Source organism: Allomuricauda sp. ANG21 (assembly GCF_040705235.1).
In the GTDB taxonomy this organism is placed as follows: Bacteria; Bacteroidota; Bacteroidia; order Flavobacteriales; family Flavobacteriaceae; genus Flagellimonas; species Flagellimonas marina.
On the sequence record NZ_JBFCVT010000011.1, the window covers coordinates 137,854 to 157,897 of the forward strand.

The 20,044-nt window shown below is 40.0% G+C and carries 11 protein-coding genes; 3 read left to right on the plus strand and 8 right to left on the minus strand.

The window, feature by feature from the left end; all coding sequences use genetic code 11:
- Positions 1-111: 111 nt before the first annotated feature.
- Entirely contained in the window at positions 112-1,683 is a 1,572-nt protein-coding gene (locus AB1A65_RS09515) for a glycoside hydrolase 43 family protein (RefSeq protein WP_366588274.1), read from the plus strand.
- Between the two features lie 462 nt (positions 1,684-2,145).
- Positions 2,146-6,288: a two-component regulator propeller domain-containing protein gene (locus AB1A65_RS09520; RefSeq protein WP_366588276.1), complete on the plus strand. Its 4,143-nt coding sequence runs from the start codon at positions 2,146-2,148 to the stop codon at positions 6,286-6,288.
- Between the two features lie 17 nt (positions 6,289-6,305).
- On the opposite strand, the gene AB1A65_RS09525 is transcribed toward AB1A65_RS09520, so the two are convergent.
- From AB1A65_RS09525 to AB1A65_RS09535, 3 genes are all read right to left on the minus strand, one after another.
- A complete protein-coding gene (locus tag AB1A65_RS09525) occupies positions 6,306-9,581 on the minus strand; it encodes a VCBS repeat-containing protein (RefSeq protein ID WP_366588278.1) in 3,276 nt (1,091 codons plus the stop codon).
- A 152-nt stretch (positions 9,582-9,733) separates the two neighbouring features.
- The gene (locus AB1A65_RS09530; protein ID WP_366588282.1) at positions 9,734-11,203 is read right to left on the minus strand and encodes a RagB/SusD family nutrient uptake outer membrane protein; all 1,470 of its coding nucleotides are present in this window, start codon (positions 11,201-11,203) and stop codon (positions 9,734-9,736) included.
- A gap of 10 nt (positions 11,204-11,213) precedes the next feature.
- Positions 11,214-14,225, minus strand: coding sequence for a TonB-dependent receptor (locus AB1A65_RS09535; protein ID WP_366588285.1), 3,012 nt, complete (start codon positions 14,223-14,225; stop codon positions 11,214-11,216).
- 439 nt (positions 14,226-14,664) lie between these two features.
- Between AB1A65_RS09535 and AB1A65_RS09540 the strand changes: the two genes are divergently transcribed.
- Positions 14,665-14,802 carry a hypothetical protein gene (locus tag AB1A65_RS09540; RefSeq protein WP_366588287.1) on the plus strand — a complete coding sequence of 46 codons (138 nt, stop codon included), beginning with the start codon at positions 14,665-14,667 and terminating at the stop codon, positions 14,800-14,802.
- 127 nt (positions 14,803-14,929) lie between these two features.
- On the opposite strand, the gene AB1A65_RS09545 is transcribed toward AB1A65_RS09540, so the two are convergent.
- The 5 genes from AB1A65_RS09545 to AB1A65_RS09565 form a co-directional block, all read right to left on the minus strand.
- Positions 14,930-15,952 (minus strand): AraC family transcriptional regulator, encoded by a 1,023-nt coding sequence (locus AB1A65_RS09545; RefSeq protein WP_366588290.1) that lies wholly within the window; start codon positions 15,950-15,952, stop codon positions 14,930-14,932.
- Positions 15,953-16,129: 177 nt separating this feature from the next.
- Entirely contained in the window at positions 16,130-18,295 is a 2,166-nt protein-coding gene (locus AB1A65_RS09550; protein WP_366588292.1) for an ATP-binding protein, read from the minus strand.
- A 100-nt stretch (positions 18,296-18,395) separates the two neighbouring features.
- Positions 18,396-18,863 carry a response regulator gene (locus tag AB1A65_RS09555; protein ID WP_366588294.1) on the minus strand — a complete coding sequence of 156 codons (468 nt, stop codon included), beginning with the start codon at positions 18,861-18,863 and terminating at the stop codon, positions 18,396-18,398.
- Positions 18,860-19,423 carry an AraC family transcriptional regulator gene (locus AB1A65_RS09560; RefSeq protein ID WP_366588296.1) on the minus strand — a complete coding sequence of 188 codons (564 nt, stop codon included), beginning with the start codon at positions 19,421-19,423 and terminating at the stop codon, positions 18,860-18,862. The genes AB1A65_RS09555 and AB1A65_RS09560 overlap by 4 nt, the downstream gene beginning before the upstream one ends.
- A 156-nt stretch (positions 19,424-19,579) precedes the next feature.
- Complete coding sequence (locus AB1A65_RS09565; protein ID WP_366588298.1) at positions 19,580-19,906, minus strand: hypothetical protein; 327 nt, start codon at positions 19,904-19,906, stop codon at positions 19,580-19,582.
- Between the last annotated feature and the right edge of the window lie 138 nt (positions 19,907-20,044).

Sequence of the window (20,044 nt, forward strand, 5' to 3'; positions counted from 1 at the left end):
GAACATAAGTGTGTTAAATAAACACTTATCTTGTGTGTTCATTTTGGATAAATATGATGAAGCTTGTAAAAAAGCTCAACGGTGATTGATTTAGGAATGGTCAAAAGAACTATGGAATCTTCAATAATATTAAGGAAAACGGTATTTGCCTCTATTTTTTTTACGTTGCTTTTTGGGAATGCTCAGGATAAAAGGGCACAAAACCCCATCATTTTTGCAGATGTACCCGATATGTCCATGATACGAGTGGGGGACACGTATTACATGAGTAGTACCACCATGCACATGAGTCCTGGGGTTCCCATCATGAAGTCCACAGACCTGTCCAATTGGAAATTGGTCAATTATGCATATGATATCTTGGCGGACATGGATGCCCTTAATCTGGAAAATGATGAAAGTGCCTATGGAAGAGGGTCTTGGGCCAGTTGTATCCGATATCACAAGGGTGTTTTTTATGTATTCACTTTTGCGGCAACAACAGGAAAAACCTATGTGTATTCCACTAAAGATATTGAAAATGGACCTTGGGATGTAAATTCTTTTGAGCCTTCGTGCCATGATCTTACCGTTCATTTTGATGATGATGGTAAAGTGTACATGATTTGGGGCAACGGAAAACTGATGATAGCCGAGTTAAAGAATGATTTATCAGGAGTAAAGGTAGGTACAGAACGGGTGCTTATTGAAAATGCCAGTACCCCTGCGGGTGACAACATTATGCTGGGTGCGGAAGGCTCCCAATTATTTAAGGTCAATGGAAAATATTACCTATTTAATATCGTTTGGCCCCGAAATGGTATGCGAACTGTTTTGATTCACCGTGCTGATTCTATTTATGGACCATACGAAGGAAAAGTCGCTTTACAAGATCGGGGAATTGCACAAGGTGGTTTGATTGACACCCCTGAGGGCGATTGGTTCACCTATCTTTTCAGGGATTATGGCTCTGTTGGGAGGATTCCCTATTTGGCACCTGTCACTTGGGAAGATGGATGGCCTGTTCTGGGCGTAAATGGTAAGGTTCCAGATACTTTGGATTTACCTGCAAGTTCAGGGTTGATACCAAATATAGTGGACAGTGATGAATTCAATAGGCAGGAGGGGGATTCTGCGCTTCCGCTGGTGTGGCAATGGAATCATAATCCGGCGGACAGTCTATGGTCTTTAACGGATAGAAACGGATATTTAAGACTGACTACAGGACGAACTGATGAAAAATTTGTCCAAGCGAGAAATACATTGACCCAACGAACCTTCGGTCCGATCTGCTCTGGTACAACGGCCTTGGATGTTTCAAATATGAAGGAAGGCGATTTTGCTGGCTTGGTCCTTCTTCAAAAAAATTACGGGCAAATAGGCGTGAAATATGAAAACGGAGAAAAGAAATTGGTCATGGTGAGCGCCCAGAACGACCAGCCGGAGGAAATGGAAAGCCTTCCTTTGCAGCAAGATGTCGTCTATCTAAAAGCGACCTGCAATTTCACCGATTTAGAGGATGTGGCTGACTTCTATTATAGTTTTAATGGTAAGGATTGGATGAAGATAGGAGGCCAACTCAAAATGTCCTATACCTTACCCCATTTTATGGGATATCGGTTTGGACTTTTCAATTATGCCAGCAAGGAAGTTGGAGGATTTGTAGATTTCGACTATTTTAGGATTGCTAATAAAATTGATTAACTTTAAAAAGCGTTAACTAAAAACAAACTCAAATGAAATTTTATTCAAAAAAACTGGCTTTTTTACTATTGTGCTTCGGCACGGGTATGACCTAAATACCCAGCCAATTCAAGATTTAGACCTCGAGCTTTTAGTATTTATTCTGGGAAAGTGATGACCTTACAATATTGTTGGGTATAAAACATGTCTAGGCATTAGAAACAACGTTAAGTTTTTGGTGAATTTATACTTTAAACCATTACGGTTTTGGTAAAGCCTTCATGAGCCTCATGCGACACGGCTGCAAAACTTAAGACATTTTATAACTGTGGGAATAAAACTAAAAGCTGTTTTAAAAGAACCTGTTTTGATACCCTCAAAAATTTTCAAATAATTATTTGAAGCCAGTCGAAACAATTTTTTTCCAGATTTTATCTGTAAATTTTATTGTGATTTAAACCTATTTTCAAAATCGATTTTTCATTGAACCGAAAAATAACAACTAAACTCTTTAAGATTGCGTTTGCAATTGTGTTCCTGAAAAGTGTTGAGGTAAATGCACAGATTTCGGAGAATGAATACAATTTTGTGAACATAGATCAAAAAGGTTCACAACGTGCTGTCTCAACCATTGTGCAAGATAGTCTGGGCCTTATTTGGATGGGAACCAACGGGGTTGGTCTTCAAAAATACAATGGTTTTGACTTCGTCTATTATAAGCAGGATTTTACGGATTGTACTTCTTTGAACAGCTCATTGATTTACAAATCATTTGTTGATAAACGCAATCGATTGTGGATAGGTACCGAAGCGGGCTTAAATCTGTATGACCGTGACAATGACGCTTTTAAGCAAGTAAAATTCTATAAAGATTCGGTCCCCTTAGAAAGTGTTCCCATTTGGGCCATCCAAGAGTGTAGTACAGGTAAACTTATTGTGGGCTCGCACTATAACGGACTTTTTTCGGTAGACCCAGAAACCTTGGTCGGGCACAATATTCCTATGGATGATACCGATATTACGTCCCTACAGATAAACAGCATCATAAAAAACAGGGATAAGGAATTATTGATAGGCACCAATAGAGGACTTTTTTCTTTCGAGAATGGGAAAGTAACTAAGGTCACCTTAGATTTTGAGAATCGGGAGGATAAGGACAATGCTCCATTTTATATTGTCTCAATGATTAAAGATGATGAAGGCTCCATATGGATGGGAACCTTTCAGAATGGGTTGTTAAAGGTTGAAATGAGCCCATTTAATTCCTTCAAAACATACAACTACAAGATAAGTAGTGAACGTATCCTGTCCATAGCACAAGCACCAGATGGAAACATATTGTGCGGCACCGAAAATGATGGCCTTTTTGCATTAAATAGGCAAGGAAAGTTGGTAAAGCATTATCGGTACAACAAGTTTGATGTCATTAGCATAAAGTCCAACTCAATATGGTCCATTTTTGTGGATAAACAAGACCGTATTTGGATTGGCTACTACAACAATGGAGTAGGGGTCTACGACAAGCTTTACAACAAGTTTAAGGATATAAGAAGCCTCGCCAATGTGAATAATTCGTTGCAATCACCTTCAGTGAGTGCCATTGCAGGGGACAAATACGGACACATGTGGATTGGATTGGATGGCGGAGGACTGGATGTCCTTAACCCCAGAACAGGAAATATTGTTCACCTTACCCATCCCGGAAATTCCATTGGCCCCCATTTAAGTGCCGAAGACGTTACCGCACTTTTTATTGACAGTGGCAACAACGTATGGGTAGGTACATGGAATTCGGGGATTTTTCATTTACCGAACGGAGCACAAACTTTTAAAAATTACACAGCTTCAAACACCAGAGGAGCACTACAATCTGACCGGGTGATGAGTTTTGCGGAAGACCCAGAAGGAACCATTTGGATAGGTTCCTATGTGGAAGGGCTGCACTCCTATAATCCAAAAAGTAAAAAATTCACATATCACAACAAGAGAATTTTTAATGATCCCAGACCGGGTGAAGGGGCTATGCGCATTGTACTCATCGATAGAAACAACACTATTTGGATGGGGACCACTGCAGGTTTGTATAAGATTGCCATCAATGACGTAGCAAGCCAAAAGGCCATTTCGCTGAGAGAACCCATGTACAAAAGTTTGGGCAATCCACTTGTTGTAGATGCCGTGGTATCTTTGTTTGAAGACACCCGAGGAAACATTTGGATCGGAACCGATGGTGCTGGCCTTTGTAAATATGATCCAACAGATGAAAGTTTTACTTGGTATGGTGCCAGTGAAGGTATAAAGCAAGAGACCATTTCCTCAATTTTGGAGGATGATAATGGTGATTTATGGATTGGTGGAAACAATGGGTTGTCCCATTTTGATGTTGACGAGCAAACATTCAAGAATTTTGACACCAACGATGGCCTTTTGGCCAATGATTTTAATTTTAATTCAGCATTCAAGGACCAAAACGGAATGCTCTATTTTGGCAGTTATGGCGGTATTAATTACATCGACCCAGACCATATCAGGACCAATACCAATAAACCAGAAATTTATTTTACAGACTTTCGCCTTTTTAACAGGCGGGTGGGACCAAATGAAGAAGAATCGCCTTTGGACAAGGTAATTGCCCAAACGGATGCCATTACCTTAAAACACAAGCAATCCGTGCTTACCATAGAGTATGCCGCCATTAATTTTACAAGACCCAAGAAAAACCAATATGCGTATATTTTAGAAGGTTTTGACGATACATGGAACTATGTGGGCCAAACCCGAAGCGCTACCTATACCAATCTATCACCGGGCAACTATACATTTAAAGTGAAAGCGGCCAATAATGACGGCGTATGGAATGAAACACCGAAAACCCTTCAGATTACTATCCTGCGTCCGTGGTGGGCCACCAACACAGCCTTGGCGTTATATATTTTGGCAATACTTTTGATTTCCCATTTTTTGGCGAAATTCATTTCACAACGTATTCGTGAAAAAAGGGCGGTTATAGCAGAAAGGGAGCGAAGAGTTCAAGAAGAAGCACTAAATGACAAAAAGATTCAATTTTTTACCAATATCTCCCATGAGTTTAGAACACCGCTAACACTGATTTTAAATCCTCTGGAAGACATTCTTGACGATTCAAAACAAAAGCTGTCCAGAATTACACATGAAAAATTACGTGTAATCCATAAAAATACCTCAAGACTAAAACGCCTTATTGATGAATTGATGGATTTTAGAAAGTTGGAAATCAATAAATTTTCTGTTCGGATTTCAGAAATGGAGGCCATATCATTTGTAACGGAAGTTACAGAACATTTTGAAGAAGAGGCGGCTCTTCGGAATATCATTTTAATGGTTGAATCGGATGATGAGCCCATTCCTTTTTGGACTGACCCCTCTCTTTTGGAAAAGGTAATTTTCAATATTCTTTCCAATGCATTTAAGATTACACCGGATAATGGCTTTATTACCATAGGTATTTTTCGGTGTGGACAGGAAATGAGTTTTCCATTGTTGGCCTGCCAAGAGAGCAAGCAGGCTTTGGAGATATATATTGAGGATACCGGCCATGGCATCAAAAAGGAAGAACTCGAAAAAATCTTTGAACGGTTCTATCAGGTCAAAGAAATGAACAGCCAATACTATGGTGGTACAGGTATTGGACTTGAAATGGTGAAAAGCTTTGTTGACTTGTTGAAAGGCAAGGTGGTCGTGGAAAGTGAAGAAGGTGTGGGTACCAAATTCAGGATTTTTCTCCCCTTGGGCAAAGATTGTTTTGAAAACAACGAGTTAATGGCTTTACCGGAAATCGAGAAAAGTCCAGCCTCCCAGCCCATGCCCGAAGAGTGTACGCAAATCTCTTATTTGTCTGCCTCCAATCGTACATTGCTTATTGTGGAGGACAACGCTGAGCTTAGGGCTTACCTAAAGAATGAGTTGGAAAGTGAATATACGGTTTTTGAAGCAGTTAATGGGGTACAGGGTTTGGAGATTGCACTAAAGCGACTACCTGATTTGATTCTTACCGATGTTGTAATGTCCGAAATGGATGGATTTGAATTCTGTAGTCGCATTAGACAGGATATTAAGACCAGTCATATTCCGGTGTTGATGCTGACAGCTAAGGCCATGACCGATGACTGGGTAAAGGGAATTGATAGCGGCGCCGATGTCTATTTGCAAAAGCCTTTTGAAATGAAGGTGCTTCGAGCGCAACTGAGACAAATTATCCAGAGTAGACAGGTTTTGTTCAACAAATACCTCAGTAATTCCGATAACTTTAAAATTCCTGACAATACCTCTTCGCTGGACAAGAATTTTATGACCCAAGTATTGCACTATATCACAAAAAACATTGCTGATGAAAACCTTAATGTTGAATCCCTTGCGGAAGAACTGCACCTAAGCCGAAGCCAGCTGTATCGAAAAATTAAGGCCATGACAGGGCTTACGGTTACGGAATTTTTACGAAAGATACGCTTGGAGCATGCCAAACGATTCATTGAGAATGGTACTGAATCCATCAGCGAAGTCTGCTACAAGGTTGGTTTTTCGTCACCATCTTACTTTACCAAATGCTTTAAGGCACAATTTGGGGTATTGCCCACAGAACTAAAGTAGGATGATTGTTTCTGGAGCTAATTTATGCGTTGGTACTGCATGGCATCGTCATTTTTGGCAACGAGAATATACTTTTTATCTTTCACTTGGATTGTAGCCATGTTTTTAACATCGCCATTGACAAAGAATCCGCTTTCAGCAGCTTTAACGGGCTCAAAACCACCTTTTCCGTTGCCTTTAAGCAATAGACCGTGCCCTGCATCATTTCGTGGTGTTTCTACCTCAGAAGCATAAAGGTTTCCTGCAATCAGGCAATCCAAATAGCCATCTTTATCATAATCATTCACCAAAATTTTATTGATACTGGAAAGTTGGGCTTCTCGCGGAAGTTGATGAATCACAAATTTTCCATCCTTGTTCTCCAAATAAATACTTGCAAACGATTTAACCTGATAGTGTAGTGACGATTCCAATTTTTCTTCACCGTACACATCTACCAAGGTGGCTTCGGAAAAACTTTCATAGTTTTCAAATTTCTTTTTGATACCGGGAATCTGTTGCGATGAACACTCCCTGCCGCGCAAAGGGTACTGTTTTCCTTCATTATAATAACTAAGGACAATATCTACATTTTGATCACGGTCAAAGTCATTGACAAAAATATCAAAGGTCTCTTCTGGAGAAGCTTTGTATTTATAATTTAAACCGTTGTTGCCCACAACGTAATCCATATCACCATCATTGTCAAAATCTCCTTGTTCAATACTCCACCACCAGCCTGTGGTGTCAATGTTCAGTCCCATTTCCTCAGAAACCTCCACAAAACCTGAACCTGTGTTTTTAAAAACTCGAATGGGCATCCATTCCCCAACCACAATGATGTCCAACCAGTCATCATTGTTAAAGTCGGTCAGCACGGCACTGGTTGCCATGCCCAATGCATCAAAGGCTTCGGGTTGCATATCTTGGTTCAACTGAAACTCAATACTATTTGAAATACTGTGGTTCATCAAAATGTAACTATGGGTAGGGGAAGGGTAGTTCCCGGGAACTTGTCTACCTAGTACCAATAGATCTTGTTTTCCGTCTTTGTTAAAGTCGCCATTATATGCTCTGGACCCACTTATGTTGATTGTTGGAATAATGCTGGAATCCGATTTTGTGAAGTTTCCAGCCCCGTCATTTAGGTAAAGTCGGTCTGCCAATTGTGTGGCGTCTGGGGTAAACTCATATCCGCCACTGACCACATAGAGATCGTTGTCACCGTCACCATCCGCATCAAAAAAAAGCGCGCCATTGTCCTCACTGCCTTTATCCTGTTCCAAAAATTGGGAGTCACTTGCTTCAAAACCATTGGATGACTGGATAAACAGATTGCCTGATTTACCTTTGGAACCACCTACGAAATAATCGTCCAAGCCATCCCCGTTTACATCACCAACGGCCAACGCAGGACCAAAAGAAGACATTTTATGGGGTAGCAGTACTTGTTTGGCAAAATCATCGTTCACATTTTCTTCGTGTGTATACTCAGGAAAAAAACCGGTGGTATCCTCTTGGAACAATTGCGGAGTAATTCCCGGTTCTTCTTTGGATGTAATCGCTTCCGAATAATTAAACACTAATTTTTGATTGGCATCCACCTCGCTCAATTGTTGCGTTTTTCCATCGGGCCAGACCACTTTTAGTTGGTCAATTTTTTCTACGGAACCCAATCCAAAGTGTAGTTCGGGTGCTACTGAAGACTGAAATCCCCGTGTAAGGGTAAGTTCCTGCATCTGGGTTCGGTCTTGTGCAGTAACGTATACCCGTGTTCCAAGACCAAAACCATTTCCTTGTTGACCGGAAAAGGCCACTTTTATATAGGCATTTTTCTCTGCGCTTGTATTTTCAAAAATGGATGCAAAATCGTCCAAGTTATTTGTGATGATTTCCAAATCGCCATCATTGTCCAAGTCGGCATAGGCGCATCCGTTGGAGAATCCTTTATATTCGATTCCCCACTTTTCGTTTGAACGTTCAAACTTTAAGTCTCCTTTATTTTGGAAAATAAAATTGTCGATTTTCTCAGAAGGAATTTGCAGACTCAGCTGAAGTAGGCTGTCCGCTTTGTTGTCCATTTCCTCCAGTTTGTTGAAATAATCATTATTGTTGATTTCACGTCGGGTTCCGTTGGATACAAAAAGATCTTTTAAGCCATCGTTGTCAAAATCTGCAAACAGAGGTCCCCAACTCCAGTCTGTGGAAGATGTTCCCGTGATTCTGGAAACATTGGAAAAATGAGGCACGCCATCTTCATAAAATCCAGAATTCAGTTGAAGGCAGTTGTGCATGTATTGGTAATGAAACCCAGCATTGACCACATCCCAGAACAGTTTCGGATTCATACTTGCCATATTAGCCTTTTTTCTTCGATTGGTCTTGGCATCCATATCTACCTGAAAGATATCCAGATTACCATCATCATTAAAATCGGCTATATCAACCCCCATGCCATAGAATGCTGTATGGGAGGTGGCTTCTTTGACCACTTCCCTAAATGTACCATCTTGGTTATTGAGGTACATATAGTCTGGTGAGTTAAAGTCGTTGGAAACATAAAGATCCGGCCAAGAGTCATTATTTAGGTCCCCGACCGTGGCACTCAAAGAGAGGCCAAAAGCCCTGAGTCCGGCTTCGTTGCTGACATTGGTGAAACTATCCCCATCATTTCGGTAGAGATGGTCAGATTCAATGTCCTCTAAATTGTTCATTCTGTACGAGTACACAAAGGTGGGCGAACTGAACGGAGTGGGAGGGTAGTTGGCCACGTACAAATCCAAGTCCCCGTCTTTGTCATAATCGAAGAAGGTAGCCTGAACACTGTTGCCAGGGTCATCCAAACCGTATTCAGCAGCCTTTTCAGTAAATGTGCCGTCCCCATTGTTGAGGAACAATTGATTGTTTTTTGGTGCAAACTTGCCACTTACGGAGCAGTAGATGTCCAAAAAGCCATCTCCATTGATATCGGCCATGGCAACACCGGTATACCATCGGTCATCACCGGCAACACCAGCGGTTTGGGTGATATCCTCAAATTGAAGGTTTCCTTTATTCAGGTACAGTTTATTTAAAACTTGATTCCCTGTAAAATAAATATCTATAAGGCCATCATTGTTGATGTCGCCGGTGGCCACACCACCACCCATATAGAGATAGGAGTATGTAAAATAGTTGAGTGAGTCATTTTCGGTGAGATGATTTGCGAAATCTATCCCTGTATCGGTATGGGTAAGCGCTGAAAAAATCTTTGGGTCTTGGGTAGAGGATGATGAATCTTTTTCAGCACAATGGTAAAACACGGACAGGGCCAAAAGGCTACACAGTATTGAAAATAAACGCTTAAAAACTTTTCTGCTATACATTATGAATAAAACTCAAATTTACAGAGATAAAAACAGCGTGTAAAAATATACACGCTGTTTCACTAAAATTAATTCAAAAAAACTAACTCAAAATTAAAATCTTAATATCCAGGGTTTTGATCGGCATCTGTCAATGCAGAATTATTGTTGATTTCCGCTTGAGGTATTGGCAGTAGTTCATGTTTACCGGCTTGGAAGTTGCTTCCGGCCAACTCTGTATCGGCAATGCCCCAGCGTAAAATGTCGTTGAAGCGAACCTGCTCGCCTGCCAATTCGCACTTGCGTTCATGTACAATGGCATCAAAAACCTCCGATGAAGACAACGTGGTAGCTAATGGCGGTAATCCGGTGCTTGGTCTTGTTCTTACTTCATTGATATAGCCAACTGCCCTTGCAGGGTCATTTTCATACACACATTCAGCCATCATCAGTAGTACATCGGCATAGCGTAAATATTTAAAGTTGATACCAGATTGTTGGTCTTCTGAAGCTTCGGCATGATAATTTTGGTATTTCTTCCAACCTGCTCTCCGAATGGCACCACTAGCATCGGCTAAATCGCTCTCTTGAATGGTTCCACAGCAATAATCATCACCTGCTTGGTAAAAGTTATCTTGGATTCTACCATCGCCAACTTCATACTCATCCAAAAGATCATCAGAAATATGGACGTTGAACCAATTTAAAACACCATATTCTTGGCCTCTAAAACCAGCTTCTGCCACACCCGTGGAAGGTATTCCCCAAGGTTGTCCTCCAATTTCGTCGTCATATACTACTTCGAATATGGACTCTTTTCCAAATTCGTTCTCCTCTGTAAAGTTGTCAAAATAGTTTTCTTCCAACTCAAAGACACCGTATATTTTCTCGAACTCGGCTAACGCAGCGGCTTTATTGTTCCTGAACAAGTATACTTTACCCAAGAATGCTATAGCCGCTTCCCGAGTGGCTCTACCCGTATCTTCAACGTCTCTGGAACGCAAAGAAGTGGTGGCATCTGTTAAATCTTGTATTATAATATTATAGATGTCATCTACTGATGCCCTAGGCTGCCCTTCGGCGCTCCCGCTATCATTTATGGGCACACCACCAAAACGTGTTACCAAAAAGAAATAATACATCGCCCTCATAAACTTGGCCTCTCCAATAAATTTGGCTTTCATGGCCCCAGAAAGTTCTGAATCGGCAATTTCATTTATTTTTTCTTCATTGTTAATGAGAAAGTTGCAGTTGGTTATGCCTCGATAACATGCGTCCCAGTATAATGGAATGGATACGTGGTTTGGGTTGAAGGAAAATTGGATATATTCTACTTTATCCGCCTCCAACTGCTGGTTACGACCATTCTCTTGGGACATATTATCCATCATAAAGAACATATGACGGGAATAAAGCCCCCTTTCCTGTAAAGATGCATATGTTGAATTTGCGGCAGACTCAACTTGGGCCGCAGTAGCAAAAAAGGTTTCTGGAGAAAGCTCATTGGGATTGTTTTTGAACAAAGCATCCTCATCACAAGAAACAACTAGTGCTATAATAAAGACTAAGCTTATTAAAATTTTATTTTTCATGACAATTTTTTTAAAACGTTACTTGTAATCCTAACAATACTGATTTAGGTTGTGGATATTTTCCTCGGTCAATACCGAACTCTGAGTTGTTATTGGTTGCGTTACCTACTTCAGGATCTAGACCTGTGTAATCGGTAAATGTCAATAGGTTTTGTCCACTGATATATATCCGTAATCGAGAGAAATACTCTGAAAGTATGGTATTGTCTCCAAGGGTATACCCTATGGTTACATTTTTTAATCGGGTAAAATCACCACTTTCGAGATAGCGATCAGATGAAGCAGTATTAATACCGTTATTTCCGTCAAATGCACGAGGAATGGAATTGGATGGGTTTGTTGGTGTCCATCTGTCCAAAACAGCCACACCGGCATTGAACGTTCTCGGCATTCCCTCTAGATCATATATATTGGTGTTATATATTTGATGTCCAGCAGCACCGTTTAAAAACAGGTTAAAGTCCCAGTTTTTATAATTTGCATCCAAGTTCAGTCCGTAAGTGATTTCTGGGTTGGGTTGACCTAGTTGAACAATGTCATCATTATTGATAACGCCATCCCCATTTTGATCCACAAAACGAATATCACCGGGTTGAATCGCAGTTTGCTCTGTGCCCAATACTGCTTCTACCTCAGCTTGGGTTTGGTAGATACCATCGGTTTGGTAGCCATAGAAGGCATAAATTGGAGCACCCGCCTCAAGACCATTGACTATAGATCCTTCAAATGTGGATGCCTGTGTAATACCCTCAGTTCCTTTATTCAACATTTCGGTTTTTGCCGTTGAGAAGTTAAGGTTGGCAGACCAGGTAAAATCACCCTCATAATCGTTATACCCCAAGCTAACCTCAAAACCTTTGACCTCGGCATCACCAATATTTGTTGGTACTGTAGAGGCCAAACTACCCAAAGAACCAGGTAATGGCAAATCAATCAATAAGTCATTACTCTTATTATTGTAGTACTCAATGGCGCCAGTGAATTTGTTATCGAACAGACCTAAATCTAGACCAATGTTCAACATTTCCCTTTCTTCCCAAGCTACATTCGGGTTGGGAATACCGGCTGGGGAAGTTCCCCCAACTTGATTTCCATTGATGACATAAATCCAGTTGGGATTTAATGTGGTAGCAAATCTATAATTGGGAATACCGTCAAAACCGGTTGTACCCCAGCTTGCTCTCAATTTAAAGATATTCAAATTTGAGTTTTCCATGAAGTTTTCACCTGCTATGTTCCAACCTGCAGAAACAGATGGAAAGGTACCCCACTTGGTATTGGGCCCAAATCTGGAGGAACCATCACGACGGATAGACCCTGAAAGAAGGTACTTGTTGTCATAATTGTAGTTTAGACGAGCCAAGTAACCAATTTTGTCAACCTCGTCGGTATTGGATGTTGCAACAACTTGGTCTGGACCATGTTGGGTAATATCGTTGGTGACCGAATTTTGGGAAGACGTATTTACAGCATTAAAACGGGCCTCATTTTTTTCAATCAGGGCCAATACATCCAAATTGTGGACACCATCGATAGTTACGTTGTAATTAAGACTGTTGGTATACAGAAATCTTCTAAAGGTCGAAGAGTTTTTTGTGATTGCAGCAAAGGTTTGCGCATGTGTAGATTGTCCGTTGCTATCATCATCATAGGATGGTGTGAACGAATCGAAATTGCTGTAGCTATACTCCAAACCAAACTGAGATCTAAATTTCAAGCCTTTTAATAGTTCATATTCCCCAAATAGACTTCCAAAAATCTCGGTGCCTTTGGTTCCACGGCTTCCATTCTGCTGTATTCTTACAGGGTTTTCAGCATCTTGGCCATCCAACGCAGATGTGGGACCTTGAAAGCCTCCAGGATTATCTGGATTATAAATTGGAAGGTAAGGTGCACTTTTTATGGCGTGCTCTATTAGCGACCTATTTGTGTTGTTTCCATTTACCTCTGGGGTAAAATCTGTAAAAGTTACAGCCAAGGTTTGACCAACTTTAAATTTATCAGTAACATTAAAGTTACTGTTTAAACGAACATTGTATCGGTTATATCCCGTTTCAATGATGGTACCTTCTTGTTTTAGCATACCCACAGATGCCCTGAAATTGCTGTTCTCATTACCTCCTGACATGCCTATATCATAATTTTGCAATATACCGGTCTGAAAAATGGCATCTTGCCAGTCGGTATCGTTGCCTGAAGAGCTCAATGGTGTAGTGGGAACCGTACCAAAAGCTTCCTCAATAAAATTCAAATACTGCTCCGTGTTTAACAGGTCAAAACGCTCTGTAACGTATTGAACACCGGTATAGGTGTTGAACGTAAACTCAGTTTTACCAGCTTTTCCTTGCTTTGTGGTTACAACGATAACACCGTTGGCTGCTTGTGAACCATAAGCTGCAGCGGTTGCAGCATCTTTTAGCACGTTGATACTTTCAATATCGTTGGGGTTAATAGCCCCTAGTCCACTTGAGATGACACCATCAATTACCACTAAAGGACTACCACCGTTGGGTGAACCAACACCCCTGATACGAACAACAGGGGCCACACCTGGTGAGCCACTATTGGTAACGGTTACACCTGCGGCCCTACCTTGTAAGGCTTGATCCGCTGTTGCTACGGGTAAGGCGGTAATTTCGTCAGCGCCAACGGTTGATATGGCTCCAGTTACCTCTGATCTTGATTGAGAACCGTAGGCTACCACCACGACTTCATCAAGAGCCTGTAAATCTTCGGCCAAGCTTACATTGATGGAGGTTCTGCCATTAACCTGAATTTGTTGGCTCAGGTAACCAATGTAACTAATTACCAATGTGGCACTGGAGGATACATCAGTTAAGGTATAGTTTCCATCAAAGTCTGTTTGGGTTCCATTGGTAGTTCCAGATACCACTATTGTTGCACCTGGAAGAGGAGCCCCAGTTTCATCGGTAACAGTTCCCGATACGGTCAATGATTGCGAATACGCCAAAGGCCCAATCATTATTAATAGGGTTATGACCGCATGTTTCAGTTTAATCATAATCTTCAAGTTTAAGTTAGTCATTGAATTATAAAGATTGTAGAGCAAAGATATCTTGGGTGTTCTGTGGACACTAAAAGAAATGAAGCATATCATGAAAAATATGATGCATCAAACCGGTAAAAATTAGAATATCGCATATACGCACCTCTATAATTGTTGTTTTGACGAATTTCAATGCCCAATTATGTCAATCTCTAATTTTATCTGTTAAAAACCGAGATGTTTAAAAAATACTAGGCTTGAGATGCCTATCGACAGTGGGTAACCGGTTTTAGCATATAAAACAAAGATTGATGATGAAACACTAAAAGCGTCAATCCTTACTGTATTAGCGTCAAGCTAAGTGGAGATGATTCAGTAGATTACAGTATATCCAAAATGGATACCGTTGCACATAGTGTTTCGGAAAAGTAAAATCTGAAAAATACCAAATAGAATGACAAGAGATAAAAGAAAGTTTAAAAGAAAAGTAGAACAGAACAATCCCACAAACCCAACAGGTAACACCAATATTGATACCAATACGTATGATATTGATGAAAAGACCATTAAAGATCAGCAAAACAAGAAATAATGTTTTCCTGTTCTAAAGAACAAAGCCCCAATTGTGTTGGGGCTTTTTTTATGGGATGATGTAAAGGGGGGAATTCCGTTACATCGTTTTCTTTCCCATAGCGTTTTAATTTTTAAAGTAGCATGTACTAGGCCGAAACGGCAAAGGTTCTTTGCTTGTCCTTGTATTCTTTTGGACTGCAATTGTATTTTGCCTTGAAAATTTTGGAAAAATAGCTTCTACTGATAAAACCTATGCTATAGACCACTTCCGAGATGTTCAAATCGGTGTTTTTGATAAGGTCCTCGGCTTTTCTGATGCGTACATCGCGGATGTAATCGGTCACAGTGGTACCGTGCATCAACTTAAACCCTGTTTGAAGTTTGGATGGGGACAACCCACCTTTCTTGCAGAGGTAAGTTACAGATAGTTGTTTATCTGGGTAATTGTTGACGAACAATGAAAGCTCTTGGATAACTTCCATTTCCCTTGCTGTCAATGAAGAATCTTTATACTCTGAATTTTTTAGGTCGTCCGTGTGCTGTTGTATTTCCAAGGCCAAAATCATATGTACCAAACCCTCGATCATCAATCTTCGGGCAATACCTTTTTCAGATATGGCATTTAGTTGTTGAACTTTATCGGCAATCTTTAAATTGTACGATCCAACATAGGCAAAATTATCGGCTGTATTGTCTGTAAAGAACAATTCTTGCAATTTATGGTTCAAATGTTTCCCATCTTCTAAATTTTGGACTGGATTGACCAAAATCAATATCATTTTCAGGCGAACGTCCTTTTCAAAGTATAGTATATTGTCCTGTAGTTTTTTACTGGTCAATATCGCGGTCTGGAAATTTTCAAGTTTGTGTTTTTCCCCTTCTGAACCAAAACTGTGCATCATTTGACCGTGCGAACAATATGCAAAACAGATGGGTGGATTTTTAGGGGAGTTGGCAACCAAGGTCAAATCTTCGGAAAACTCCATATCAAATTCTAAATAAGAAATTCCTCCTTTAAAGTCAACACCTTTTATAAGACCTTGTCCCAAGGGGTTGTCAATTTTTAAGATATGCTCTTTGGTGTCAACTTGTAGCTCGCCACCCATATCTTTTTTGAACTGTTCAAAAATGGTTTTTACCTGTGCTGTTTTTATAGATAATGTCTTCATGATATTTACGGTTTTTAGGCTGTTTATAACTGCTGAATTGAACCTTTCAATTTACTTATGGTAAATATCGCATTGGAAGACAGCTACCGTCTTACACAATTTTTTGTTTCTGTTACACAATTTTTGGATTGGTCGCAAAATCACGTTAAAATGCTCTTAAATAAGCAATAGGGAGGCTTAGACGGGCAAATAAATGATGAATGAAGAACCTTTGCCCAATTCGCTTGTGGCATGGATAAAGCCTTGATGGTTTTCCACTATTTTTTTACAAATGGCCAGGCCGATTCCATTTCCGGAGTATTTGTTCTTGGCATGAAGGCGCTGAAATACTTCAAATATGGTGTTGGCATTGTTTCCATCAAAACCAATACCATTATCTGAGACTGTAATTTTATAATATTCTTTTGCGGGCTTAATGAATTTAGTCGGAATCTCTTTGTAAGGCACTTTTTCGGATTTCACTTCTACTTTTGGGGTAATTTTTGGATTCCGGTATTTCAACGCATTGGATACGAGGTTGCCGAACAATTGTTCCAGTTGGAAGAAAACTCCCTGTACTTCTGGTAATTTTTTTATAGAGATAGTGGCACCCACCTCTTTAATGCGCTCTGCATAGTCCTCTTGCACTTTCTGCAAGACTTCATTTAAATCCGTGTTTTCAACCTCCTTTACTTTGCTTCCAATCCTTGAATAAGCCAATAAATTACGGATCAGGGATTGCATGCGAGCGGCGACTTCGGTTATTTTGTCAAAATACTCTGTGCCTTTTTCCGAAAGTGTATCTTTTTCTTTCTCCTCAAAACGGGATATGAACATTTGGATTTTTCGCAGGGGTTCTTGTAGGTCATGACTGGCCACCCGATTGAAGGATTCCAGTTCTTCGTTGCTGCGTTCCAGTTCCCGGTTTTTTATCTTTAGATCATTCTCGTAACTTATTTGTACAGTTACATCCTGTACAACGCCGATCATAACCTTTTTACCTTCCCGTTCTACAAACTGCCCTTTGGTCCGCAAGAATTTTATATTTCCTTTTTTTGTAATTACCCTATAGGTATGTTCTCTAGGTTTCTGTGTTTTCTGGAACCATTTCCCATATGCATCATACTGTTCAATATCATCTGGGTGCACATAGTTCCTATAGGTTTTAAAAGAGGGTTCAAACTCACCGGGTTCACAATCCAAAATATTGTAAAAGTTGTCGGAAATGGTGGCAGTATCTTTTTCCATATCCCAAGTATAACTTCCAATTTTGGCCATTTTCTTGGCTTCGGACATTATGGAGTTCTGTACCTCAAGCTGTTCATTTACCTTCATAAGGTCCTGCTTTGCGTTGTACTCGTCAGTTTTATTTCGCATGACCTCCAAAAGACCATTATCCATTGCCCTGACAAATGTATGGAACCAAAACGCTTCTCCTTCAACAGTTACCTGGCGTTCAAAATCTATGGTGTCATCATTGCGATAACAGTCAATCATTCGTCCCAATTCATTGTTTTTCAACACAAACGGATACACTTCTGAAATAGGTCTACCAACGATTTCCTCCGGTTCCAGGTTCAAGTAATCCCTGTTGCAGATATTGGCAAACGCTATTCTAAAATCTACCACGGTATCATTGGAGTCTCGAATAGGTTCGTAATAGTTCATAATGTTATCTGTACTCTGTACAATATTCTGCAACAATGCTTCGGAAGACTGTATCTGATCTTTGTGCCTGCGCAACCTGAAATACGCCACCGTGAATACCAAAATGGAGAACAGTGCCAATATTAGGGTGGTGAGCGGTGTAAGAAATGTTAGCCCTCGGTAAGTGCCTAAGCTTTGTCGTAAAATTTCATCATTATGCTGGAGCATGTTGGCTTTGATTCCTCTGAGACTTTTTAAAAGCGCCGCAGCTTTTTCAACATAAATCATAGCTGTTGAGTCTGCCTGGGAGGGCCTTATTTTTCCATGAAGTGCTGTTAGCGTTATGTGAAGACTGTCCTTTAATTGCGTTATTGTGTCCAATTTGGCACTCTGGTGGGGCATATCTTTGACTAGCCCATGAAGTTTTTTCAGGGTTTGGTCACTCTCTAACTTGCGATCTATGTACGATTCTTCAAAAGTGGAATCCTTCAATATTACAGATCTAAACTCTGCGGATTCCATAAGGTCATATTGTGAGAAAAGGGTATTGATTTCCTTATCAATCATAAGGGAATTGGAAACTTCCTCAGCAGAAACTTCCAATGTCTTTATCTGCCCGAATAAAACAGTGGTGATGAACAGCAATAGCACAATGACTATGGCCAAAGCTATTTTGTCCAGTACGGGTGAATTTGCTATGCGTCGAAATATCTTCAAATCCATCTATATAATGAACACCAAGTTTTAGGAATTGGTTCCATTGGGTTAGTTCAATAAATGATATAGCATAAATAATACATATGCTCTACAATCATGGTTACAATCGCAATAAAAAATTGTCCCTATTAAGATTTGAGGTATGGTATTGCCAGTTGATTTGCAGTACTTTTTCTATTGATTCCCGTAATTTACCAAAGTTATTAGGCTTGTTCAGATAAATGTTGGCTCCATTTATAAAGGTGTCCTCAATATCTTTTTCTGAACATGAGGTGGAATATATGGCAATACAGACATGGTTCAAAGAGCTATTGGCCCTAATTTCCTTTAGGCATTGCATGCCATTCTTTATGGGCATGTTAAGGTCTAAAAATACTAAATTGGGCAGGATTACTTTGGGGAGGCTTAAATAATCCATTAACTCCTGTCCATTGTTGAACAACGATAGTTTGGTGCGGATGGAAATATCATCTATGGCTTCCTGAAAAAATAAGCGATCATCTTCATCATCATCAGCAAGGGCAACGTTTAAGATTTGGCTGCCCCCATTTGAAGGGTTTGTGCTCATATAGTTTGTTGTATTCTATTTTCCCTTCGTTTTTTCAAAATCTTCTGAAACTTGGTAGGTGTTAAGCCAGTTGTTTTTTTAAACTGACTGGACAAGTGTGCAACGCTACTGTAGTTTAAACGATAGGCAATTTCTGTTAATGTTAGGTTGGTGTTGGTCATTAAATCTTTGGCATGGTCCACTTTTCTGAGAATTACAAAATTCTCAATTGAGGTATAGGTAGTCTCCGAAAATAGGTTGGACAGGTAGGTGTAACTGTAATTTAAGGTATCGGTCAAATACGAAGAAACCTTATGCGATCTAGCCATGTCATTTTGCAACATTTCGTTTATGGCGTTTTTAATCCGTTGTACCAATGCCACTTTTTGGTCGCTTAAAATTTGAATACCATATATATTGAGATTGTTCGTGAGTTCTTCCATTTCTTCAGATGAAAGACTTCTCTTTACCTCTATTTCTCCTGTTCCATGAAGTATATGTGGAATGTCCAGTCGTTCCAGTTGCTCCTGCAATATCACCTTTAAAGTGATGGTTGCATCGTATTTGACATTGATTATCATAGGTTCATATACAAAAGTAGGGTGCAATGGAATGCTGGGGTAATCCCTGCTGGTATGGAATAAATGTAGTTATTTTTTCAACACGATGGGTTACTTTAAATCTGACCTATGGTGCACGGAATACAGAAAATTCTGATGATTCTCAGTTTCAATGTTTTACCTATTTGAGGAGTTTTCTTCAGGAACCGCTTTAAAGAATTCAGCAGCATCCATGTTGGTGTTGGGACCATAACCCATTAAGAATGTGCCTTTCTCGCCTTTCTCCGTTTCCAAAACATAGAGTATGGACATATCAGAGGGATTGCTCATTCCCTCATATCGGTGTTCTGCAACAATGCGAACCTCGCTTGGCCCATATAAATTTTTGGACTTGGAGGCGATAAGTTTGCCATTTTCAAATCGAAAATTGACATCATAACCCTGTTTCTGATATTTTTTTATATAATCTTTTTCGTGTTTTGCATATTCATGTTCTTCCATCATAATATTGATTTTTGAGGACGGTAATATTTAGATGCTTACCACATTTACATCGTATTTGCAAAGTAGGATTATTGATCAAAAAGGTTTTGTTCTAAAAGTTCAATTGTTGATGCTATCCCTATTTTTAAACGAGACTGA